The sequence below is a fragment of the Thalassospira sp. ABL2_045 genome (assembly GCF_056161285.1).
In genome coordinates, this window is record NZ_JBSWYV010000006.1 from 146,989 (window position 1) to 169,432 (window position 22,444).

Sequence of the window (22,444 nt, forward strand, 5' to 3'; positions counted from 1 at the left end):
ATCTCTTAGCGCGGCGCATCCCCGTCCGGACTACCGCCCGCATCGGGAATTTCACGGCCCGACGCATCGCGATCACGCGAAACATCCTTCGCCGCAGACGGCGGTGCCGCCTTTTGATCCGCCCCGCTGTCATTTGAGTCAGAGGACGTTTCGTCGGTTTTATTTTCCGAGGTGTTGTCTGACTTCGGTTCGATTTCAGTGATCTGTTGCGGTGCGCCCCTTCCGGCATCACGGATGGCATCGGTCAGTTTGTCGATATCGCGCAGGTTAAGGTCGCGCTGCGGGAATGGAATTTCGATACCTTCATCGCGGAAACGCTGCACCAGTTCAAAGCGGATTGAACTGGCAACCGCAATCACATCACCAATATCGCGCAGGAAATAGCGCAGTTCAAAATCAAGCGAGCTGGCCCCGAAATCCATGAACACCACCTGCGGTGCCGGATAGGTCAGAATTTCACGGCGCTTGTCCGCCATTTCAAACAGGATCTCGCGGACCTTATCGATATCCGCACCATATGAAACCCCGATCTTGATGATGCCACGGCCAGAGCGCTCCTTGAGCGTCCAGTTCAGAACCCGGTTTGAAATCAGCTCGGAGTTCGGAATAACAACCGAAGAGCGGTCAAAGGTTTCAATCTCGGTCGCACGGACCCGGATGTCTTTGACAAAGCCCTGATCGGCCCCGACCACGATCCAGTCCCCCACCTTGATCGGGCGTTCGACCAAAAGGATCAGGCCCGAGACAAAGTTGTTCACGATGCTTTGCATGCCAAAACCGATACCAACCGAAATGGCACCGGCGATGATCGCAAGGTTGGACAGATCAAGCCCGGCAGCAGAGACCGCCAACAGAATGGCAAGGCAAATCCCGGCATAGCCAAAGATCGCCGAGACGGAATGTTGCAGTCCCTGATCAAGCTTGGTGTTGGGCAGAACGCGCGTGCTCAGCATCCGCTGGAAGAAGCGCATCGCGGCCAGCACGATGACAAACATCAGGGCGGCCAGCAGGATGGAGCGCAACGAGAAATGAATGCCACCAACCTGAATGCCGATAAAGGCCTGCTGAACGGCCAGAATAAGATCGGCCCAGGCAATATCGGTAAAGATCATAACTGCGACCGGCACGGCGATGGAAAACATCACCACATCGATCAGAACCCGCAGCCAGAAATATAACGTGCCATGCACAGCATCACTGACATTGCTGTCCTCGCTGCTTTCCGGGCGCACCAGATAGGTGTGCATAAGTGCACGGCTATAGGCGCGCAGTAGCCAGTAGCAGGTCAGAAACGCCAGCGCCATCATCAGGTTTTCAAGAATGAAACGGGCCAGCGCAACATAGCCAGCCGCCATCAGGACCGGCATCAGAATCGCAATGAGTTTCAGACCCCGGCGCGACCGGTGTTCGATCTTGGACCAGACTTCGTGGCGATCCTGTTCGTCATGTTGCCAGAACATCCCGAGAGAGGAGACAAACAGCAAAACCGAAATGACCAGAACGTTCGAGATGCTTTGCACGAGCGCGATATCAAGCGACGTGCCCAGCGTGGTCGCCCCCTGCAGCAACACCATGTCGCAGGCAAAAATCACTGCGACGGCCAGCGAACAGAAGCCGACAACCCTTGCACCTTGCGGTGTTGTGCCTGAGCGGCGCAATGAAGGGGCAAAGGGCGAGTGCACACTGCGTACCGCAGCGCCGACAAACAACAGGAACAGCGCAGCCGCAAAGCATTGATGAACGAAGTCCCCCATTGGACCGCTGAGTAGCGCGTCACGCGATTCAAGCATGCCATAGGCGATCAGAAGGGCAATGCCCGGCACCAGCGCGGTAAACAGGAACCGCGTGCCGGATATAAGCGACACTCGGTCCTCGTCAGGGACACTGTTCCAGCGCGCGGGGATATAGCGCAGCACGACCACCTCGCCACAGATCAGGGCCGCAAGGACAATCACCGCCAAAAGAACCAGTCCCGGTGCCACCTCCGACAGTTGGTCGGCGACCTCCCCTTCAAGTTCAAGATTGGCATAACGGGCCCGCACCATGTTGGGCAGTTGAACAATTTCGCCCCAGGCATCAAACCAGACAACCGGATCAAGCGGCACATCAACCCGACCAAGGATGCGGCGGGTAAAGCGTTCGCGCGCCAAACCAGCCAACTGATCGGACAGTTCACTGGCGCGGAAATTCGTCAGTTCAAGCTGCTTGATCACGCCGCTGACGCGCGCGATGTCCTGATCAATACGTTCGCGTTCGCGCGCAACTTCGGGAACTTCTTCTTCGCCCTCGGCCGGGGCTTCGCCCAGCTTGCCAAGGGCAGCTTCAAAGCGCTGCAGGCGATCATTGGCGCGCCCGCGCAGGTCATTGATGGCAAGCTGGATGGTTTCAACCTGATCACGGCCATCTGCGATCACGCGCCCGGTGACTTCTTCGCCGGAAATCGACTCTTCAAGTTCATCAAGGGTGGCTTCCCAGTCCGAGAGGCGGTTCTGGGCATTTTCCAGTTCGATCTTTTGAACAGGTTCGGGCCGCTGTTCGCTGGGTTGGGCCGACAAACCGAAAGAAGCCGTCAATGCAAACAAAGCGACTGCAAGACCTGCGATGACCTGACGAACTGATGTCATTCCTGATGATCCATGATGATGCCGAGCCAATACCCAGCTTCAATTTCTTGAGCGTTTTTCGCGTTTTGTAAACAGGTTGGCTTGATACTTGTTCACAATGCCAAAGCCTACACTGAGAACAATAACGAATCATCTAACGTTTCGTTCCCGTGCGATGACGCGTTGAGAGTAACCCCGTTCCTCACCTGTGCGCACACAGTCAGCCAAGGAGCCCGCGATGAGCAAAACCGCGCTGATCAATGCTTTTGAAATTGCCCCGAATGGCACGGCCAAGCCGCTCAGTTGGGATGTCCTGCAAACCGGCCTGCCGGAGGTGAGCGAGGGCAATTACCTTTGGGTGCATCTCGACTGGATGGGGGACGGGGTGCGCGACTGGCTGATCAATGTCGCGGGACTTGATGCGACCATTACCGATACGCTTTCGACACGCGGCACGCGCCCGTCGGTGTTTTTCTATGATCCGGGCTATTCGCTTAATCTGCGCGGGGTGAACCTGAATGCCCAGAATGACCCGGCCGATATGATTTCGGTGCGTTTCTGGGTCACGGGCAACATGGTGATTACGCTGCGCAATCAGCCGCTTCGGGCATTTGACGACATGCGCGCCGGCATTGCTGAGGGCAAAGCGCCCAACAGTATTGATGACTTTGTCCTGACGGTTGCCGAACGGCTTGCTTACCGGGTTGAGAATGTCGTGCGCGACATGGAAGACGCGGTCGAAGTGATCGAGGATGATCAGGAAACCGTGGCCGAGGGCAAGACGCTGGCACTGCGCAAACGCGGATCGGATATCCGACACATGTTATCGCGCCTGCGCCGCCATCTGGGACCGCAACGTGATGCGCTGGCAAATTTTGTCGAACAGAAACCAGCCTGGTCGGACAAACGGTTCAAGCGCCGCGCCCGTGCCCTGACCGACAAGACCGTCCGCCTGGTCGAGGAATTCGATTCACTGCGCGAACGCCTTCAGATCGTTAATGAGAACCTGATGGCCATGGAAAGCGAACAGATGAACCGCACCATGTATTGGCTGACAGTCATTGCCGGACTGTTCTTGCCGATCAGTTTTGTCACCGGGCTTCTGGGCATCAATGTTGGCGGTGTACCCGCCACTGACAGCCCGTATGGCTTCCTTGGGGTGTCGATCATACTGGCCGTCATAACCGCGTTTGAAATCTGGCTGTTTAAAAAGATGCGCCTGATCTGATGGCAGCAATGCAAAGCACCTTGTTGCAATGCGATGCACGTTGGCGCTATGACAAAGCCACGACGTTGATTTCTTTCACTGCATTCGAGATTTGTTGATGACCGACGGCCCGCTTTCCCGTTATCGCGCGAAAATCACCGCTGGTGAGCTGTCCCACGATCCGATGCAGGAATTGTGTGCCGAAAAGCTGCAAAGCCTGAAACATGCGCTCGACCATTACGAACCGGCCACCGGCACTGGCGGCTGGCGCGAACGGTTTGGCCTGACGCGCCGGCGCGAAGAACCCACCCCGCCGCTTGGGCTTTATATCTATGGCGAAGTCGGGCGTGGCAAATCGATGTTGATGGATCTGTTTTATGAAACCATCGACATTGAAAAAAAGCGTCGCGTGCATTTCCATGACTTCATGCAGGACGTGCATGACCGCATGCACCGCTATCGCCAGACCAAGAAAAAAGACGATGCCGACCCGATCCCGCCCATTGCCAAGGACCTCGCAGAGGATGCGTGGTTGCTGTGCTTTGACGAGATGCAGGTAACCGACATCACCGACGCAATGATCCTGGGCCGCCTGTTTGAGCAGCTGTTTGATCATGGGGTGGTAATTGTCACGACGTCGAACCGTGTGCCGGATGATCTGTATAAGGATGGTTTGCAACGCCAGAACTTCCTGCCCTTCATCGACATGATCAAGCAGAAGCTTGATGTGCTCGAACTGGCAAGCCCGACCGATTACCGCATGCGCAACCTGACGGCTGCCGAGGTCTTCCTGTATCCGACGACCCGCGAAGAAGCGTCAGCGCGCATTGATGAAATGTTTGCCACCCTGACCGAAGGGGCGCGGGTCGCGCCTGACAGTCTGACCATCAAGGGTCGCAAGATTGAAATCGCTGCTGCCGGTGCCGGTGTTGCCAAATTCACGTTTGACGAGCTGTGCACGCGCCCGTTGGGTCCGGGCGACTACATCGCGCTTGCGACCCATTTCCATACCATCGTGATTGATTTCATTCCGAAATTGCCGGACTCCAGACGTGACTGGGCCAAACGGTTCGGCACCTTGGTCGATGCGATGTATGAGCATAAAACCAAGCTGATCTGTGCCATTGAATGCGACCCGAGCGAGATTTACACTGACGGCGACTATTCGTTTGAATTCCAGCGCACGGTGTCGCGCATGACTGAAATGCGCAGTCAGGAATATCTCGATATGGCGCATCTGACCTGATCGCACTTGATCACGGTTCGGGGCACAAATTCCGCCAATCAACGGGCAGATCAGACCTGTTTTGTCGGACGCGCGCAAAGCGTGCGTTGATCAGTGTAAAACGACTCCAAAACAGCCATTTTAAAACCATCGCAATTATTCGCCATATGAGCGCTTATCATCGGGTGTTTCTTGCGTATGACGCAGGGGAAACGCAGCTTCACGCAAAATTCGTCATATAGCGGTTTTCGTGCCCCCGAGCTGACCGCATGGCTGATGGCTGTTTTGCGCATTGCTGCGTTGGTGTAATCGGGTTCATACGCCCGAATTCGCAGCAAAGGCGCAGACTGCCTTTCATTTAGGCAGGCCGCAATCGTAAACCAGCTTTGGTTTTGCTGCACATTCGCCCGCCTTCGCACCTGCAACGTGAATGGTTTTTAAGCGTTTAGACGTTAGTTGCAATAAACCCCGAAGCGGCGGTTTTCCTCGTAAAAACAGTGGGGTTTCCCCTTGTCATTCGTGCCGATTCAGTTTACGACACTCGATGTTTACGAACGATTATTTCGCGTTCGCAGGTTTAAATTTTCAATCGCGCTCCCAAGTTGAGTTTCGACCCCCAGGAAGCGCAATAGGGAAGAAGGTAACGGAATGGCCCGCAACAAGATCGCGCTCGTCGGCGCCGGCAATATTGGTGGCACCCTTGCTCACCTCGTCGGTCTGAAAGAGCTTGGCGACGTCGTCCTTTTCGACATCGTTGATGGCATGCCACAGGGCAAGTCGCTTGACATTGCTGAATCCTCCCCCGTCGACATGTTTGATGCCGACCTCAAGGGTACCAGTGACTACAAAGACATCGCAGGCGCTGATGTCGTCATCGTAACTGCCGGTGTTGCTCGCAAGCCGGGCATGAGCCGCGATGACCTGATTGGTATCAACACCAAAGTCATGACCCAGGTTGGTCAGGGCATCAAGGAACACGCTCCTGACGCTTTCGTCATCGTCATTACCAACCCGCTTGATGCGATGGTCTGGGTAATGCAGCAGGCAACCGGCTTCGATCCGAAGAAAGTTGTCGGCATGGCTGGCGTTCTGGACTCGGCTCGTTTCCGTTACTTCCTCGCAGAAGAATTCAACGTCTCGGTCAAAGACGTTACCGCCTTTGTTCTGGGCGGCCACGGCGACACCATGGTCCCGTCGATCCGTTATTCGACCGTTGCCGGTATCCCGGTTCCGGATCTGATCAAAATGGGCTGGACCACGCAGGAAAAAATCGACCAGATCGTTCAGCGCACCCGTGACGGTGGCGCAGAGATCGTCGGCCTGCTGAAAAACGGTTCTGCTTTCTACGCCCCGGCTGCTTCGGCAATCGCGATGGCGGAAAGCTACCTCAAAGACCAGAAGCGCGTCATGCCGGTTGCTGCTTACCTGAGCGGCGAATACGGTGTTGACGGTCTTTATGTTGGCGTCCCGGTTGTTCTGGGCGCTGGCGGTGTAGAACGCATCGTCGAGATCAATCTTGACGAGTCCGAAAAGGCAAACTTCGATAATTCCGTGAATGCAGTTCGCGGCCTTGTCGACGCTGCCAAGGGCATGCTCTAAAGAACGCGAAACGGGCTGGTCATTGACCGGCCCGTTTTTCAATCATTGTTGTTTTTCAAACTTCAATGATCGCGGGCCTCGTAACAAAGTCCCTCCCGCTCGTTAAGGGACATTGAAATCCAGATTTCTGACCCACCGGAAATCGTACGGAAGGCAAGAAAGCGACCGAACATGAATATTCATGAGTACCAGGCGAAAGAAATTCTTCGCAAATACGGTGTGACCGTGCCGAACGGCAAGGTTGCATACACCGCTCAGGAAGCCATCGAAGCTGCCCAGTCTCAGGCTGGCCCGGTTTACGTGGTAAAGTCCCAGATCCATGCAGGTGGCCGCGGTAAAGGCACCTTCAAGGAAGCCAAAGCAGGTGACAAAGGCGGCGTTCGCGTCGTCAAGAGCCCGGAAGAAGTCGGCGAGAATGCTGAACAGATGCTCGGCTCCACCCTGGTTACCCACCAGACCGGCCCGGACGGCAAAGAAGTCAAACGCGTTTACATCGAAGAAGGCTGCGACATCGCACGCGAACTGTATCTTTCGGTTCTCGTTGATCGTGCAACTTCGCGTGTGATCTTCATGGCGTCGACCGAAGGCGGCATGGACATCGAAGAAGTTGCTGCTGCAACCCCGGAAAAGATCGTCACCGTTGACATCGATCCGGCTGCCGGCTTCTCGGGCTTCCACGGTCGTAAACTGGCGTTTGCACTTGGCCTTGAAGGAAAGCAGGTTTCCAAAGCTGTCAAATTCATGTCGGCGATGTACCAGTGCTTCCTCGATACCGATGCTGCCATGGTTGAAATCAACCCGCTGGTCGTCACCGGCGAAGGCAACATCATCGCGCTTGATTGCAAAATGAACTTCGACGACAACGCGCTGTTCCGCCATGCGGACATCGAAGAGCTGCGCGACGAAGACGAAGAAAACCCGGCCGAACTCGAAGCTGCAAAACACAGCCTCAACTACATCAAGCTCGATGGCACCATCGGCTGCATGGTCAACGGCGCAGGCCTTGCCATGGCAACCATGGACATCATCAAGCTGTATGGCGGCGAACCGGCTAACTTCCTTGACGTTGGTGGCGGTGCAACCAAAGAACGCGTGACCACTGCTTTCAAACTGATCCTGTCGGATCCGAATGTTGAAGGCATCCTGGTCAACATCTTTGGCGGTATCATGCGTTGTGACGTGATCGCAGACGGCGTTGTGGCAGCAGCCCGCGAAGTCAGCCTGAACGTCCCGCTGGTCGTTCGCCTTGAAGGTACCAATGTCGAACTTGGCAAGAAGATCCTCGAAGAATCGGGTCTGCCGATTGTTTCGGCTGACAACCTTGCCGATGCCGCCGAGAAGGTGGTCAAAGCTGTGAAGGAGGCCGCGTAACTATGGCTGTTCTCGTCGATAAAAACACCAAAGTTATCTGCCAGGGTTTCACTGGTTCGCAGGGTACGTTCCACAGCGAACAGGCACTGGCATACGGCACCAAAATGGTTGGCGGTGTAACCCCGGGTAAAGGCGGCACCAAGCACCTTGACCTGCCGGTTTTCAACACTGTTGACGAAGCGGTTCACACCACCGGTGCGAATGCATCGGTCATCTATGTTCCGCCGCCCTTCGCAGCAGACGCAATCCTTGAAGCCATCGACGCCAAAGTCGAACTGGCTGTCTGCATCACCGAAGGTATTCCGGTTGCTGACATGGTCCGCGTCAAGCGCGCGCTCGACGGTTCGTCGACCCGCCTGATCGGCCCGAACTGCCCGGGTATCATTACCCCGGACGAATGCAAGATCGGCATCATGCCGGGTCACATTCACCGCCGCGGTAAAATCGGTATCGTTTCGCGTTCCGGTACGCTCACCTACGAAGCAGTTGCACAGACCACGGCCGCCGGCCTGGGTCAGTCGACCTGTATCGGTATCGGTGGTGACCCGGTCAACGGCACCAACTTCATCGATTGCCTCGACCTGTTCCTGAAGGATCCGGAAACCGAAGGCATCATCATGATCGGTGAAATCGGTGGTTCGGCTGAAGAAGAAGCATGTGAATTCCTGCAGGCTTCCTCGGTCAAGAAACCGGTTGCTGGCTTCATCGCCGGTGTTACCGCACCTCCGGGTAAACGCATGGGCCATGCCGGTGCGATCATCTCGGGCGGTAAAGGTACCGCGGATGCCAAAATGGAAGCCATGCGCAGCGCTGGCGTGCTGGTTGCCGATTCCCCGGCAAGCCTCGGCTCGACCATGCTGAAGGCTTTGAAGGGCTAATCTGGGTAGTCAGAGGAAAGGCAAGGGGGGGCGTGGTCCTTCTTGAGGACCATGCCTTCCAAGACCACAAATGAAACCTCAAGATCTCGACACGATTCTAAACGAGTCGAACGCAACCTACATCGCTGAACTTTACGCCCGGTATCTGGAAAGCCCGTCTGCGGTTGACCAGAGCTGGGCTGAGTTTTTTGACGGGTTGCAGGACGACGCCTCCGAACTCCTCGCAGAAATGCGTGGGCCGAGCTGGCAGCCACGGGAAACCAAGGTTGTTGGCGGCATGGAGGGATACGACGTCTCACAGGGGCATGCCGAGCGCCCGGCTCCGGTCGCGGGCTTTGCACCGGCACCTCATGCAGCGCCTTCTGCGGCACAGGTCAATTCTGATGCCATCCGTGCTGCGGCCAATGATTCCATTCGCGCCCTGATGCTGATCCGCTCCTTCCGGGTCCGTGGGCATCTCGAAGCGAATCTGGATCCGCTGGGCCTTGCCCCGCGTGAACCGCATCCGGAACTTGATCCCAAGACTTACGGCTTTACCGACGCTGATCTGGACCGTCCGATCTTCATCGCCAATGTCCTTGGCCTTGAAACCGCGACCATTCGCCAGATTGTCTCGCTGGCACGCAAAACCTATTGCGGGTCGATCGGTATCGAATTCATGCATATCCAGGAACCGGAACAGAAATCCTGGATTCAGCAGCGCATAGAAAGCATCGGCAACCAGACGCAGTTCACCACCCGTGGCAAGGAAGCCATCCTTGAGCGTTTGGTCGAAGCCGAAGGTTTCGAAAATTATCTGCACACCAAATATGTCGGCACCAAGCGTTTCGGCGTTGATGGTGGCGAAGCCCTGATGCCGGCGCTTGAACAGATCCTCAAACGTGGTAGCCAGCTTGGCATCCGCGAGGTTGTGTTCGGCATGCCGCACCGTGGTCGTCTCAACGTTCTTGCCAACGTCATGAGCAAGCCGTTCCAGGCGATCTTCTCGGAATTCATGGGCAACCCGTCCAAGCCGGACGACGTGATGGGCTCAGGGGATGTTAAATATCACCTTGGTACCTCCGCCGACCGTGAATTTGACGGCAACGTTGTTCACCTGTCGCTGACGGCAAACCCGTCGCACCTTGAAGCGGTGAACACGGTTGTTCTTGGTAAGGTCCGCGCCAAGCAGGCCCAGCGCAAAGACACCGCACGCGAGCAGGTTATGGGTATCCTCCTGCATGGTGATGCGGCCTTTGCCGGTCAGGGTCTTGTGGCGGAAACCTTCGATCTGTCGCACCTCAAGGGGTATCGTACCGGTGGTACGATCCACTTTGTGGTCAACAACCAGATCGGTTTCACGACCAAACCGACCGATTCCCGTTCTTCGCCCTACTGCTCGGACATTGCCAAAGTCGTTCAGGCACCGATCCTGCACGTCAATGGTGACGATCCCGAAGCTGTGGTTCACGCGGCCCGTATCGCGACCGAGTTCCGTCAGGAATTCAAGCAGGATGTTGTCATCGACATGTTCTGCTATCGCCGCTTTGGCCACAACGAAAGCGACGAGCCGGCATTCACCCAGCCCAAGATGTATGACGTGATCGGCAAACACCCGACCACCAAAGACATCTATGCCCAGCAGCTGATCAAGGAAGGTCTTCTGACCGAAGAACGCGTCAAGGAACTGGACAAATCGTTCCAGGATTACCTTGATGAAGAGTTCAAGGCCTCGGAAAACTACCGTCCGAACAAGGCTGACTGGCTTGAAGGTAAATGGTCGGGTCTTGCATCCTCGCATGGCGACGATGCGGACTGGATTGGCAAAACCGGCGTTGAAGAAGATCTTCTTCAGGAAGTCGGACGCGCTCTTTCGACCGCGCCGAGTGACTATGACATCAACCGCAAAATCCTTCGTCAGCTGAAGGCCAAAGCGAAGATGTTTGAAACCGGCGAAGGCATCGATTGGGCCACGGCAGAAGCCCTGGCATTCGGGACCCTGATGTGCGAAGGCACACCGGTGCGTCTGTCGGGTCAGGACTGCCAGCGTGGTACCTTCTCGCAGCGTCATGCCAAACTGGTCGATCAGACCAACGAAGCAAAATACACCCCGCTCAACAACATCCGTACCGGTCAGGCCGAGCTTGAAGTTCTCAACTCGCCCCTGTCCGAAGCAGGTGTTCTTGGCTTTGAATACGGCATCACCCTTGCAGAACCGCATTCGCTGGTTCTCTGGGAAGCCCAGTTCGGTGATTTTGCCAACGGTGCACAGGTCATCATTGACCAGTTCATCAGCTCGGGCGAAGCCAAATGGCTGCGTATGTCGGGTCTGGTGATGCTGCTGCCGCACGGTTACGAAGGCCAGGGTCCGGAACACAGTTCCGCACGTCTGGAACGTTACCTGCAGCTTTGTGGTGAAAATAACATGCAGGTGGCGAACTGCACGACGCCGGCAAACTATTACCACATCCTGCGCCGTCAGATTCGTCGCTCCTTCCGTAAACCGCTGGTGCTGATGACGCCGAAATCGCTTCTGCGTCACAAGCAGGCTGTGTCGTCTCTGTCCGAATTCGGACCGGGCACGACCTTCCAGACTGTGATCAGCGAAACCGGCAAGCTGGTTGACGACAAAAAGGTCAAACGCGTCGTTCTGTCGTCGGGCAAGGTCTATTACGATCTGCTTGCCGAACGCGAAAACCGTGGCATCGAAGATGTTGCGCTTGTGCGTGTCGAACAGCTTTATCCGTGGCCGGAAAAAGAACTGGCTGCGGAACTGGCCAAATACCCGAATGCTGATGTCGTCTGGTGTCAGGAAGAATCAGAGAACATGGGTTCCTGGTACTTTGTTGATCGCCGGATCGAGGCAACCCTTGCCAGCATCAAGCACAAGACGGGTCGTCCTGTTTATGTCGGTCGCGCAGCTTCTGCTTCGCCGGCAACGGGTCTTCTGAAGGCTCACCTGCGTGAACAGGCCGAGTTGGTCGATAAGGCACTGAGCGTCTAACACTTTCATCGAACGGGCGAGAAATCGCCCGTTCGATCCGTTCATTTAGAATTCATTCGTATCCTGGCAGACCCACACTGCCTGATTGAAAAAACGGTCGAGGAAAAAATGGCGACTGAAGTTAAAGTTCCCGCACTGGGCGAGTCCGTATCTGAAGCCACGGTGGCAAAATGGTACAAAAAAGTCGGTGAAGCTGTTGCTGCCGATGAACCGATTGTCGAACTTGAGACCGACAAGGTCACCGTCGAAGTCAACGCACCGGTCGCCGGCGCGATTGCCGAACTGATCGTTGGCGAAGGCGACGAAGTCGAAGTTGGTGCGCTGATCGCCATGATCAACGAAGGTGCCGAAGGCTCCGCCGAAGCACCGGCCGAAGAAAAATCCGAAGCCAAGGCTGAAGAAGCACCGGCTGAGAAAAAAGAAGAGCCGAAAGCAGCCCCGGCTGCGGCACCGGCAGCGGCAACCGCGTCAAACAGCGATCATCCGCTGGCACCGGCTGTTCGCAAACTGGTCGAAGACAAGAACCTCGACCCGTCGAAAATTCCGGCAACCGGCAAAGACGGCCGCCTGACCAAGGGCGACGTTCTGAACTTCCTCGAAGGTGGTGGATCCGCTCCGCGCGCTGCTGCGCCGGCACCGAGCGCACCGGCAGCTCCGAAACCGGAACGTGAACTGCGTGACGGCGAAGAGCGTGTCAAAATGTCCAAGCTGCGCCAGACCATCGCGCGCCGCCTGAAAGAAGCCCAGAACACCGCGGCCATGCTGACCACTTACAATGAAGTGGACATGACCAACCTTCTGGCATGCCGTAACAAGTACAAGGACGGGTTCGAGAAGAAACACGGTGTGAAGCTTGGCTTCATGTCCTTCTTCATCAAGGCCTGCACCACGGCCCTTAAAGAATGGCCGGCTGTGAATGCCGAGATCGATGGCAACAGCTTCATCTACAAAAACTACTGCGATGTCGGCGTTGCCGTTGGCACCCCGCAGGGTCTGGTTGTTCCGGTCATCCGTTCGGCAGAGGAAAAAACCTTTGCGGATCTGGAAAGCACCATTGTCGATTTCGGCAAGCGTGCACGTGACGGCAAGCTGGGCATGGATGAAATGACCGGCGGTTCCTTCACGATCTCGAACGGTGGTGTGTTTGGTTCGCTTCTGTCGTCGCCGATCCTGAACGCACCGCAGTCCGGTATTCTTGGCATGCACAAGACCCAGATGCGTCCGGTTGCAATCGATGGCAAAGTCGAAATTCGTCCGATGATGTATCTCGCGCTTTCCTATGACCACCGTATCATTGACGGCCGCGAAGCCGTTTCCTTCCTGGTACGCGTCAAGGAATGCATCGAGAATCCGGAACGCATCCTGCTCGACATCTGATCAGACAAAAGGATCAAAGAACTCATGAGTGAGAACTACGACGTTGTCGTGATCGGTGGCGGTCCTGGCGGTTATGTTTGCGCCATCCGCGCCGCACAGCTTGGCCTTAAAGTTGCCTGCGTTGAAAAACGCGGTGCGCTTGGCGGTACCTGCCTGAATGTAGGCTGCATTCCGTCCAAGGCTTTGCTGCATTCCTCGCACCTGTTCGAAGAGGCAACCAAGCATTTCGATACCCATGGCATCGAAGTCTCCAAGCCCAAGGTCAACATCGAAAAGATGATGGCGCGCAAGGACAAGGTTGTTGAAAGCAACACCAAGGGGATCGAGTTCCTGTTCAAGAAGAACAAGGTTACCTATGTCAAAGGTGCTGGCGAAATCACCTCGCCGACCGAAGTCAAGGTTGCCCTTCTGGACGGTGGCGAAGAAACCCTGACGGCCAAGAACATCGTCATCGCAACGGGTTCGGAAGTCACCCCGCTGCCGGGTGTCGAGATCGACGAAGAAAAAATCGTCTCCTCGACCGGTGCACTGGTTCTTCCGAAAGTGCCGAAAAAGATGGTCGTGATTGGCGCAGGCGTCATCGGTCTGGAACTTGGTTCCGTGTGGCGTCGTCTGGGTGCCGAAGTCACCGTTGTTGAATTCCTTGACCGTATTCTGCCGGGCATGGATGGCGATCTGGTCAAACAGACCCAGCGCATCTTTGCCAAGCAGGGCCTTGAATTCAAACTCGGCCACAAGGTTACCGGTGCCAAAACCACCAAGTCTGGCGTGACCCTGACTGTTGAACCGTCCAAGGGCGGCGATGCAGAAGAACTCAAAGCCGATGTGGTTCTGGTGGCAATCGGTCGCCGTCCGTACACCAATGGCCTTGGCCTGGACACCGTCGGTGTTGAGCTCGACGACCGTGGTCGTGTCAAAACCGACGAACACTTCCAGACCAATGTTGGTGGCATCTTTGCGATTGGCGATACCATCGTCGGTCCGATGCTTGCCCACAAGGCTGAGGAAGACGGCGTTGCCCTGGCTGAGATGCTGGCCGGCGAAGAAGGCCATGTCGATTACGACAAGGTCCCGGGTGTTGTTTACACTTGGCCGGAAGTTGCCTCTGTCGGTAAAACCGAAGAGCAGCTCAAGGAAGAAGGCGCAGACTACAAAGTTGGCAAATTCCCCTTCACGGCCAATGGTCGTGCCAAGGCCATGGAAAGCACCGAAGGCTTTGTCAAAATCATCGAAGACAAGAAAACGCACCGTGTTGTCGGCGCGCATATTGTCGGCCCGGCTGCGGGCGACCTGATTGCCGAAGTGGTTCTGGCGATGGAATACGGCGCCTCTGCCGAAGACATCGCACGCACCTGCCACGCCCACCCGGCCCTTGGCGAGTCCGTCAAGGAAGCCGCACTGGACGCAGACAAACGCGCCATCCACATGTAATTCGATCAGTTTCTGATCTGCAAACGGCCGCTCCATTTACGTGGGGCGGCCGTTTTGTTTTTCGCGTTTTGGCCCGGTTTGCTACCCAACAAAAAAAGCCTGCCGATCATATGATCGACAGGCTTGGAAGTTGTCGGCAAATCAAATTCTCTAAGACGCGTTAGCCTGCTTTGGAAGTGCGTGCCATCCAGTCCACAACCAGCTTGGCGATGTCAGCACTGTTATCGTCCATCATCGGCACGTGGCTATTGCCGCGAATGCCTTCTTGCGGCAGGTCAAGAAGATCCGACGTGCCGCCAAAGCCTTTGAGCGCATGCATGAACTCGTCAGCGGCATTGCGATAGTTTTTCCAGGCCGGGACATCCTCGATATAGTCGCCCCAGACGAACAGATGCGGGATATGCAAGATCCGCTTGGCATCTTCTTCAGAAAGGAGCGGCGCGCCGGCTGGTTCAATCACGACCAGTGATTTGATCAGTTCTGGTACGCGCAGAACCATGTTCAGGCCAAACCACCCGCCCTGACTATGGGTGACCAGATGCACCGGGCCGACCTTGCGCAGAAGCGCTTCGTAAGCTGCCAATGTCATCTCGTCATGGGTGGTCCAACGCGGGACGAGTTGGGCTGCCAGAACGTCAAACCCACTCATCGGAAAACGTTGGCCAGCAAACGGTTGGCGCTCAGCAACGTCGTCCTTGAAACCCGATTTCGGACCGAAGCGATACATCGCCCAGCTTTCTTCCTTGGTGCGGAAGACCGGCGGGGTTTTGTAAATCTGCGGATAAGGCGACCAGGAAGCACGCCCGCGTTCGACCGCGTCAGTGACGATCACGTCGTAACCAGCTTCAAGGAATAACCACTGCCAGCCGGGTCGTCCATCCGGGGTGGTTTCCCATGTGACACCCGTCATCGCCCCACCGTGCCAGAACATCACCGGTGCTTCATGCTCGGGTTGGCTCAGTCGAACATGATTGGCATATACCTGCCCCGTAACATAGGACCCGTTCAGGTCCACCTCACGGGCGACACCATTCCCAGCAACGCGCATTTCAAGTTTCGGCTGGTCGGTGAGTTTGACAACCTCACCCCCAACATGGAAGCTGTCGATGGCGGCAATCGACACGCCCGTCTGGCTTACACCTTGCTCGGACATACTCATTGCGCGCCCTCCGTAAAAATATCTGCTGCGGCGATGTCATCAGAACTTGTGGCAATCAGCCGCACGCGCACCGAACAGCCATAAGTGCGGTTCAGGTGGTCCGCAATGGCCTGTGCGCAGCTGTTGCGAACCTCTGACGTACGGCTATCGGACGCACGATGAACAAGATGTGCCAGCATGGAACACCCGACAACGCTGCCAAAGGCTGGCACGAACATGATCTGTTCGGTGCCTTTGGCCGGGGCAAGATGCTTTCGGATCAATGCAAGAAGATTGTCTGAAAGCACATCACTTGCAGATCTCACTTCTTCAATCAGATCCGGTGCGACTGTTACTGTGAGTATTGGCATTCTTTTTGTGTCCGTTTATTTGCCGTAGGCCAGTTCAGGCAACCACATGCTGATCTGCGGAACGAAGGTCACGAGGATCAGCAGCACAATCAGGATCATCACATAGGGCATGGTGCCGCGAATGACGGTTCCGATGTTCTCGCCTGAAATGTTTTTAAGGATGAATAGGTTCAAACCAACCGGCGGCGTCAGAAGCGCCAGTTCCATGTTGATCACAACGATCAGACCGAAGTGAACCGGATCGATGCCCAGATGTTCAATGATCGGCAGTACCAGCGGCACAAAGATCAGAATGACCGAGATCACCTCAAGGAACATACCAAGGACGAACATCACCACGTTGGCAAGGATCAGGAACTGCCAGCTGGTGAGGCCGGTTTCATTGACGAAATCAACAATGGACCGCGTGATTCCCTCGCTCGTGAGCCAATGACCAAGCGCGAGTGCGGACATGATGATCACAATGATCACTGCTGTCTGGCGGATACCGTCGGTCAGTACAGTGGGAATATCGCGAAGCGGTACCGCACGATAGACAAACACACTGACAATCAGGGCGATGAAGGCCGCAACGCCGGCGGCTTCGGAAATCGTCACCAGGCCGCTATAGATACCGCCCAGAACAAGAACCGGGATGGCAAGTGCTGGCAGCGCACTTCTGAAACGCTGGAAAACTTCACCGGCTTCGAGCTTGTCTTCAACCGGCAACTGGTTCTTGCGCGAATACCAGATGATATAGCCGACAAACAACGCGCCCTGCAAAAGACCCGGAATGACGCCTGCCAGGAAAAGCTGCGGAACCGACGTTTCTGCCACAAGACCGTAAATCAGCAATGGCAGGCTTGGCGGAATAAGGATGCCCAGTGTGCCCGCCGCACCCACGGTGCCAACCGAGAAACTGGCAGGATATTTCCGTGCCGCCATGGTCGGGATAAGGGCCGTGCCCATTGCCATGGCCGTTGCAACCGAGGAGCCACAAATAGCGGCAAAGAACGTCGTTGCAATCACGCAAATAATCGCAAGACCACCACGGCTACGCCCGGCAATCAAACTGGCGAAATCAATCAGTGCACGCGTGATACCACCGCGTTCCATAAAGGTCGCGGCCACAACAAACAGCGGCACCGCCACAAGGGTTTGGGAATTCAATTCATTGGCGAACTGCTGGGCCAGCGCAATAAGCGGCGTCCCTTCAACTAGCCAGCCAATGACGGCCAGACTGCCCAGAACCAGATAAATAGGAACCCCAGCCAGCAGCAACACAAAGAAGAGCGCCAGCATCAACCAGATTATCATGAGAGAATTTCCTTAGTCAGGAGGCGGTCGGAGACGCCCGCAACTCCATCAACTTGGATATCAGCAGAACCACATAACGCAGCAGCGATGTTCCAAAGCCGACCGGCACGGCGAGATAAAACGCCCACATCGGGAATTGCAGCGAGCTGTCGCTGATTTCACCAAACATCAGGCCGAATGAAACAACATCAATGCCCGCCCAAAGGATAATCGCGCAGAAGACAATGCCGATGATGGTTGCACACACATCAAGGAACCAGCGAACCGAGGGCGAGAATTGGTGATGAAGCAAGTCGGCACGCACGTGTTTTTCGTGTGCGACGAGATGCGGCAGACTGAGCATCAAGGCCCACCCGACCAGATAGATCGTAACTTCACCGCCCCAATCCGTCAGATGGGCTGGCGCGGCATAACGCAGAACAGTCTCGATAACCACCAGAATGATGGCGGCAAGCGCCATCATTCCGATAAGGCATTTTTCAAGACCATTCAGGACGTTTGCAATGCTGCGAAGTGACATATCAAACATTCCCAGATCAGGGGTCGAACTTATTTTTCAGCAGCAGCCACGGCTTTTGCCACCTCGTCGATGAAGTCGGTATCCATGCCGAGTTCTTCAACAATACCCGGCTGGGCCGCCATCAGCTTTTCACGCATTTCAGCAAGATCGGCCGGGTTGGGATCCACGGTTTCAATCCCGTGATCTGCATTGGTCTGACGACCGTCTTTCTGCGCCTGGGTTGCCACTTCGCGAACCTGATCGACCATGTCGTCCCATGTATCGATCATCAATTGTTGCAGGTCTTCAGGCAGCTTCGACCAGGCATTCTGGCTCAGGATCGGAACATATTCGATAAAGGCCTGACGGTCTTCGAACGCGTATTTGATCCCCGCATCCCAAAGCTGCGCACTGGCAACACTTTCCTGGGTCGCCCAGATGGTTGAAACAGCGCCGGTCTGCAATGCCTGTGGGACATCGGACCACGGAATCTGCGTCGGGTTGGCTTTGAACACCTTGTAACGCTCAAGGGTTGCTGCACCACCCGGTACACGGACGATCTGTTCTTCAAGATCGGCTGGCGTGGTCATTCGAAGATCAGTCGAAAAGACGGTGCCATATCCCAGATCAAACGGACGGCCGAGTACGACAACACGCAGTTTGTCCGCGATCATCTCGTTGAGTTTCTCACCAACTTCGCCATCAACGACGTTATAAATCACGTCCTTGTCCTGACCATAGAACATCGGCAAAAGAAGAATGCCGGTTTCCGGTACGAATTTCGACAGGTGCTGATGGGCAGGGGCGGCCATATCAATCGCGCCTTGGGCGACAGCAGTGGCAACCATCGGACCTTTATATTTCGATGCTGAATCGAAAATGCGCAGCTCAAGACGGCCATCGGATTTTTCGTTCAGTTCTTCGGCAAAGGCGCGGAAAGAACGGTTCCGCACATGATTGGGCGAGGTATCAAGCGACACATCAATGGTGTAATCAGCAGCCTCAGCCTGCCAGGTGAACGCGGTTGCTGCAACGATGGCCGCCGACAGGATCTTTGAAACTTTCAAGACTTTTCCTCCAGATATTTTTTCTTTGTATCCCGATCCTGACGCTAGCAGTGGCGATATCATTTTTGTAATATATAATTCTGATCTACCTATATATAAATTTATATATCTTGTTGGTTGGTAATGAAGTTTCTTGCACAACAACTTAATTTATCTCGACTTTCTGCATTTGCCGCCATTTGCGAGGAGGGAAGCCTCAGCAAGGCATCCTTGCGACTTGGTATTGCACAGCCCGCCCTGAGCAACATGATCAAGAAGCTCGAAGAGGATCTTGGGACTGCGATTCTGATGCGTCATGCACGTGGATCGACGCCAACCCCTGCGGGGGAGGTTCTTTTGAAGGGCGCATATGAAATGCTTGCCATCGCAAATGCAACAATTGACGCGGTCGGCACTGCAAATGAAGAACCCGAAGGCGAAGTTGCCATCGGCCTGCCCGCCGCAACATCGACGGTTCTTGCCATTCCGCTGATCAAACGGTTGCGCAAAACCCTGCCCAAGGTATCCCTTCGGGTGGTCGAAGCATTTTCCGGATATCTTTGGGGTTGGCTGCAAGAAGGCAGGCTTGATTTCGCAATTTCTTTTGATCGCACTCCCCTGCCCGATATCGTTTGTCATCCGATCTGTGACGAGGAAATATTTCTTGTCGGCAACCAGGATCTAATGCGCGATGTTCCCAGCCGGATTACCCCGGAAATGCTGGGAAGCTTTCCCTTGATCATGCCAACCACCATCCACGGCATTCGCATGAAGGCCAAAGCGTTCGCAGCCCTTGGCAGCGGTCTGGATGTACGAATGGAAATTGATGCCAGTACGCATCTGGTCAAACTGATCGCCAGTGGCGAAGGATATGGCCTTCTGGCCAAATGTGCGATTTATGATGAACTTGAAAATCAGACCGTCAAGGCCGTCCCCCTCTCCCCGCCAATGATCCGGCAGGTGTCGGTTTGCGCCCAGCGCATCAAAATGAAAGACCCGGTTTTGTTGCGGGTTCTTGATGAAATTCATTCTGTCAGTCAGGAACTGATTGCTGCGGGCAAATGGCCAGTGGCGCGCCATTCAGACACGTAGACACCGCACCCTAAATATCTGTTTTGTCATATAAACTGGCGACACCCGACATTCGTTTTTTTGACAAAAATCGCATTGGTCCGATGATTGTCGCGTGACGCAAAGTCGGGATCAGGATTAGTATGACAAATCCTGTTTACTGGCCCGGAGATCGAAAAATGGTGCTGTCTGTTGGGGTTGTGGCCCATGACCGTCGCAAACGCGAAATGGCTGACTGGCTGGAAAAGCACAAGGATGTGTTTGCCAGTATGCGCATCTTTGCCACCGGCACCACCGGGCGCGTTCTGCAGGAGCGATTCACGGAACTCGATATCCATCCCCTGAAAAGTGGTCCATTTGGCGGTGATCAGCAACTGGGATCGATGATTGCGCATCGTGAATTGCAAGCCATGTTCTTTTTCACCGACCCGATGACGCCCCACCCCCATGATGTCGATGTCCGCGCCCTGATCCGATTGGCGAACCTTTATGAAGTGCCGATTGCGTGTAACCAAAGCACGGCCGACCTTTTGATCAGCAATCCGAAGTTCGAGGAAATCTGCGAGCAATATCGCGATCATTCCCCCGAACAGGTCTTTGCCGATTACAGCAACCGCCAGGTTTAAATCCCCCCGCCGGAGCGCCCCGCCTGCCATGCAACTTGCCTATGAACTGATTGCTGCGATCTTTCCGATCTTTGCCGCCATCCTTGTTGGCGCGGCGTTAAAGCGATACCTGATCAAGGCAGCCGATGTGTGGGCCGGGATTGATCGGCTGACTTATTATCTGCTGCTGCCCTCGCTTCTGATTGTCGAGATTTATCGCGCCGATTTTTCCAGTGGCAATGCCGGTACCGCCATTGGCGTTACGCTTGCAGCCACCCTTGGCCTGTCGGCAGCGCTTCTTTTGCTGCGCCCGCTGATCACCCGTGACACACCGCTTTTCACATCAATCTTTCAGGGATCGGTGCGTTACAACAGCTATGTCCTGTTGGCCGTTGCCGATGCGCTTTACGGGGCGGCGGGGCTTGCCCTTGCCATCATCTTTGTTGCGGTGATGGTGATTGCCACCAATATGCTCGGTGTCGTCGTGCTTAGCGCCTTTAGCGGCGGGAAAAGCAACCTGAAGCGCATCATGGGCGGGATTGTCAAAAACCCGATCATTCTTGCCGCTGGCGCCGGTGCGATCCTGAATGTGAGCAACATTCACGTTCCGCTGCCCATTGAAAATACCGCAGCGCTTTTCAAGACTGCTGCCCTGCCGCTGAGCCTGTTGTCAGTCGGGGCCGGGCTTCGTTTTATCATGGATAAAAAGGCGCTTGGTGCGATCGCCCTTGCCACCACCATCAAGCTTGCGGTGCTGCCGGTAATCACCGGTACCTGCCTTTATCTTGCCGGTGTCGATGGCATGGTTCTGGCGATGGGGGTTCTTTATGCCGGCATGCCGTGCGCGGGAAATGCCTATATCCTAGCGCGCCAACTCAATGGCGATGCCGAGGCGATGGCATCGATCATCACACTTGAAACCTTACTCTCCGCCTTCAGCGTCGCTGTCATCGCCGGTGTACTGAGCATCAATTGAGCTTGCATGCGCGGCGTAGTCGCCTGCGTAACCACAAGCCTCAAGGCCAGCGCGCATGAGTTCAGGCGGCGGGGCGTCGACAATTACCGGATCCCGGTCGGCATGGAACGGGACGACAATCTGGCGCGACAGCAGCATCAGGGTCGGCGGCGCACCAAAGATCGGCGGTTCATCACCACGGCCATAAAACGGATCGCCAATCACCGGATGCCCGACATGATCAAGATGCACACGCAGCTGATGGGTGCGCCCGGTATGCGGGATCAGTTCCAGCCAGGTGATGTCTTTGCTATCGGCGTCCTTGCCACGGCCCAGCACAGTATATTCGGTTTTTGATGGTTGGCCATCCTCGTGGACCAGCATGGTCCAGCCGCTTTCATCATTGATCTTGCCGATCGGCGCATCGATGAAACCATGATCATCTTCCATCGCACCATGGACCACCGCCCAATAGGTCTTGCCGATTTTCTTTTCGGTGAAAAGGCGGGTGATCTTTTTTGATGATTTCGGGTGACGGCACAGCAACAGGCAGCCGGCGGTATCACGGTCCAGACGATGGGCCAGCGTCGGTTCCGGCTGGATGCCGAATTTCAAATCCGGCAGGTAGGCATCGACATGAAAATAGGTTTTCGGCCCGCCATGCGACGCCAGCCCGGGCGGCTTGTTTAAAACAATGACGTTGGAATCGCGGTGCAGTACATGCGCGATCAGGTCTTCGGCAATCGGATGGGGCATGGCGTGGCCTTTCATGTCGGGGCGGGCCCGTTG

19 protein-coding genes are annotated in these 22,444 nt (G+C 55.5%); 11 read left to right on the top strand and 8 right to left on the bottom strand.

What is annotated here, in order from left to right; genetic code table 11:
* Positions 1-5 precede the first annotated feature (5 nt).
* The gene (locus ACXAIA_RS10950; RefSeq protein WP_475349355.1) at positions 6-2,624 is read right to left on the bottom strand and encodes a DUF3772 domain-containing protein; all 2,619 of its coding nucleotides are present in this window, start codon (positions 2,622-2,624) and stop codon (positions 6-8) included.
* 217 nt (positions 2,625-2,841) lie between these two features.
* Between ACXAIA_RS10950 and ACXAIA_RS10955 the strand changes: the two genes are divergently transcribed.
* The gene (locus ACXAIA_RS10955) at positions 2,842-3,831 is read left to right on the top strand and encodes a CorA family divalent cation transporter (RefSeq protein WP_475349356.1); all 990 of its coding nucleotides are present in this window, start codon (positions 2,842-2,844) and stop codon (positions 3,829-3,831) included.
* A 97-nt stretch (positions 3,832-3,928) separates the two neighbouring features.
* A complete protein-coding gene (zapE, locus tag ACXAIA_RS10960; protein WP_475344052.1) occupies positions 3,929-5,056 on the top strand; it encodes a cell division protein ZapE in 1,128 nt (375 codons plus the stop codon).
* A gap of 50 nt (positions 5,057-5,106) precedes the next feature.
* Here the strand turns inward: zapE and ACXAIA_RS10965 are convergent, their stop codons facing one another.
* Positions 5,107-5,436 carry a hypothetical protein gene (locus ACXAIA_RS10965; RefSeq protein ID WP_475349357.1) on the bottom strand — a complete coding sequence of 110 codons (330 nt, stop codon included), beginning with the start codon at positions 5,434-5,436 and terminating at the stop codon, positions 5,107-5,109.
* Positions 5,437-5,683: 247 nt separating this feature from the next.
* Between ACXAIA_RS10965 and mdh the strand changes: the two genes are divergently transcribed.
* From mdh to lpdA, 6 genes are all read left to right on the top strand, one after another.
* On the top strand, positions 5,684-6,634 hold the full coding sequence (gene mdh / locus ACXAIA_RS10970) for a malate dehydrogenase (RefSeq protein ID WP_475344050.1): 951 nt from the start codon (positions 5,684-5,686) through the stop codon (positions 6,632-6,634).
* A 141-nt stretch (positions 6,635-6,775) separates the two neighbouring features.
* A complete protein-coding gene (sucC, locus tag ACXAIA_RS10975; protein WP_475349427.1) occupies positions 6,776-8,005 on the top strand; it encodes an ADP-forming succinate--CoA ligase subunit beta in 1,230 nt (409 codons plus the stop codon).
* Between the two features lie 2 nt (positions 8,006-8,007).
* Positions 8,008-8,883 carry a succinate--CoA ligase subunit alpha gene (gene sucD / locus ACXAIA_RS10980; protein ID WP_167723089.1) on the top strand — a complete coding sequence of 292 codons (876 nt, stop codon included), beginning with the start codon at positions 8,008-8,010 and terminating at the stop codon, positions 8,881-8,883.
* A gap of 70 nt (positions 8,884-8,953) precedes the next feature.
* The gene (locus tag ACXAIA_RS10985; RefSeq protein WP_475349358.1) at positions 8,954-11,866 is read left to right on the top strand and encodes a 2-oxoglutarate dehydrogenase E1 component; all 2,913 of its coding nucleotides are present in this window, start codon (positions 8,954-8,956) and stop codon (positions 11,864-11,866) included.
* 108 nt (positions 11,867-11,974) lie between these two features.
* Positions 11,975-13,243, top strand: a complete 1,269-nt coding sequence (gene odhB, locus ACXAIA_RS10990; protein ID WP_475344047.1) for a 2-oxoglutarate dehydrogenase complex dihydrolipoyllysine-residue succinyltransferase — start codon at positions 11,975-11,977, stop codon at positions 13,241-13,243.
* 24 nt (positions 13,244-13,267) lie between these two features.
* Complete coding sequence (gene lpdA / locus ACXAIA_RS10995; RefSeq protein ID WP_475349359.1) at positions 13,268-14,674, top strand: dihydrolipoyl dehydrogenase; 1,407 nt, start codon at positions 13,268-13,270, stop codon at positions 14,672-14,674.
* A gap of 160 nt (positions 14,675-14,834) precedes the next feature.
* On the opposite strand, the gene ACXAIA_RS11000 is transcribed toward lpdA, so the two are convergent.
* From ACXAIA_RS11000 to dctP, 5 genes are read right to left on the bottom strand one after another with little or no spacing between them, the layout of a single operon-like run.
* A complete protein-coding gene (locus tag ACXAIA_RS11000) occupies positions 14,835-15,833 on the bottom strand; it encodes an alpha/beta hydrolase (RefSeq protein WP_475349360.1) in 999 nt (332 codons plus the stop codon).
* The gene (locus tag ACXAIA_RS11005; protein ID WP_475349361.1) at positions 15,830-16,183 is read right to left on the bottom strand and encodes a hypothetical protein; all 354 of its coding nucleotides are present in this window, start codon (positions 16,181-16,183) and stop codon (positions 15,830-15,832) included. Before ACXAIA_RS11005 ends, ACXAIA_RS11000 begins: the two co-directional genes overlap by 4 nt.
* Before the next feature lie 15 nt (positions 16,184-16,198).
* The gene (locus tag ACXAIA_RS11010) at positions 16,199-17,479 is read right to left on the bottom strand and encodes a TRAP transporter large permease (RefSeq protein WP_475349362.1); all 1,281 of its coding nucleotides are present in this window, start codon (positions 17,477-17,479) and stop codon (positions 16,199-16,201) included.
* Between the two features lie 16 nt (positions 17,480-17,495).
* Entirely contained in the window at positions 17,496-17,999 is a 504-nt protein-coding gene (locus ACXAIA_RS11015; RefSeq protein WP_475349363.1) for a TRAP transporter small permease, read from the bottom strand.
* A gap of 29 nt (positions 18,000-18,028) precedes the next feature.
* Positions 18,029-19,045, bottom strand: a complete 1,017-nt coding sequence (gene dctP, locus ACXAIA_RS11020) for a TRAP transporter substrate-binding protein DctP (RefSeq protein WP_475349364.1) — start codon at positions 19,043-19,045, stop codon at positions 18,029-18,031.
* A 123-nt stretch (positions 19,046-19,168) separates the two neighbouring features.
* Here dctP and ACXAIA_RS11025 point away from each other — a divergent pair, with 123 nt between their 5' ends.
* From ACXAIA_RS11025 to ACXAIA_RS11035, 3 genes are all read left to right on the top strand, one after another.
* Positions 19,169-20,116 carry a LysR family transcriptional regulator gene (locus ACXAIA_RS11025; RefSeq protein WP_475349365.1) on the top strand — a complete coding sequence of 316 codons (948 nt, stop codon included), beginning with the start codon at positions 19,169-19,171 and terminating at the stop codon, positions 20,114-20,116.
* Between the two features lie 158 nt (positions 20,117-20,274).
* Positions 20,275-20,721, top strand: a complete 447-nt coding sequence (locus ACXAIA_RS11030; protein ID WP_475349366.1) for a methylglyoxal synthase — start codon at positions 20,275-20,277, stop codon at positions 20,719-20,721.
* Positions 20,722-20,749: 28 nt separating this feature from the next.
* A complete protein-coding gene (locus tag ACXAIA_RS11035) occupies positions 20,750-21,676 on the top strand; it encodes an AEC family transporter (protein ID WP_475349367.1) in 927 nt (308 codons plus the stop codon).
* Here the strand turns inward: ACXAIA_RS11035 and ACXAIA_RS11040 are convergent.
* Positions 21,623-22,411 (bottom strand): RluA family pseudouridine synthase, encoded by a 789-nt coding sequence (locus ACXAIA_RS11040; RefSeq protein WP_475349368.1) that lies wholly within the window; start codon positions 22,409-22,411, stop codon positions 21,623-21,625. The two genes, ACXAIA_RS11035 and ACXAIA_RS11040, sit on opposite strands and share 54 nt — an antisense overlap.
* Positions 22,412-22,444 lie beyond the last annotated feature (33 nt).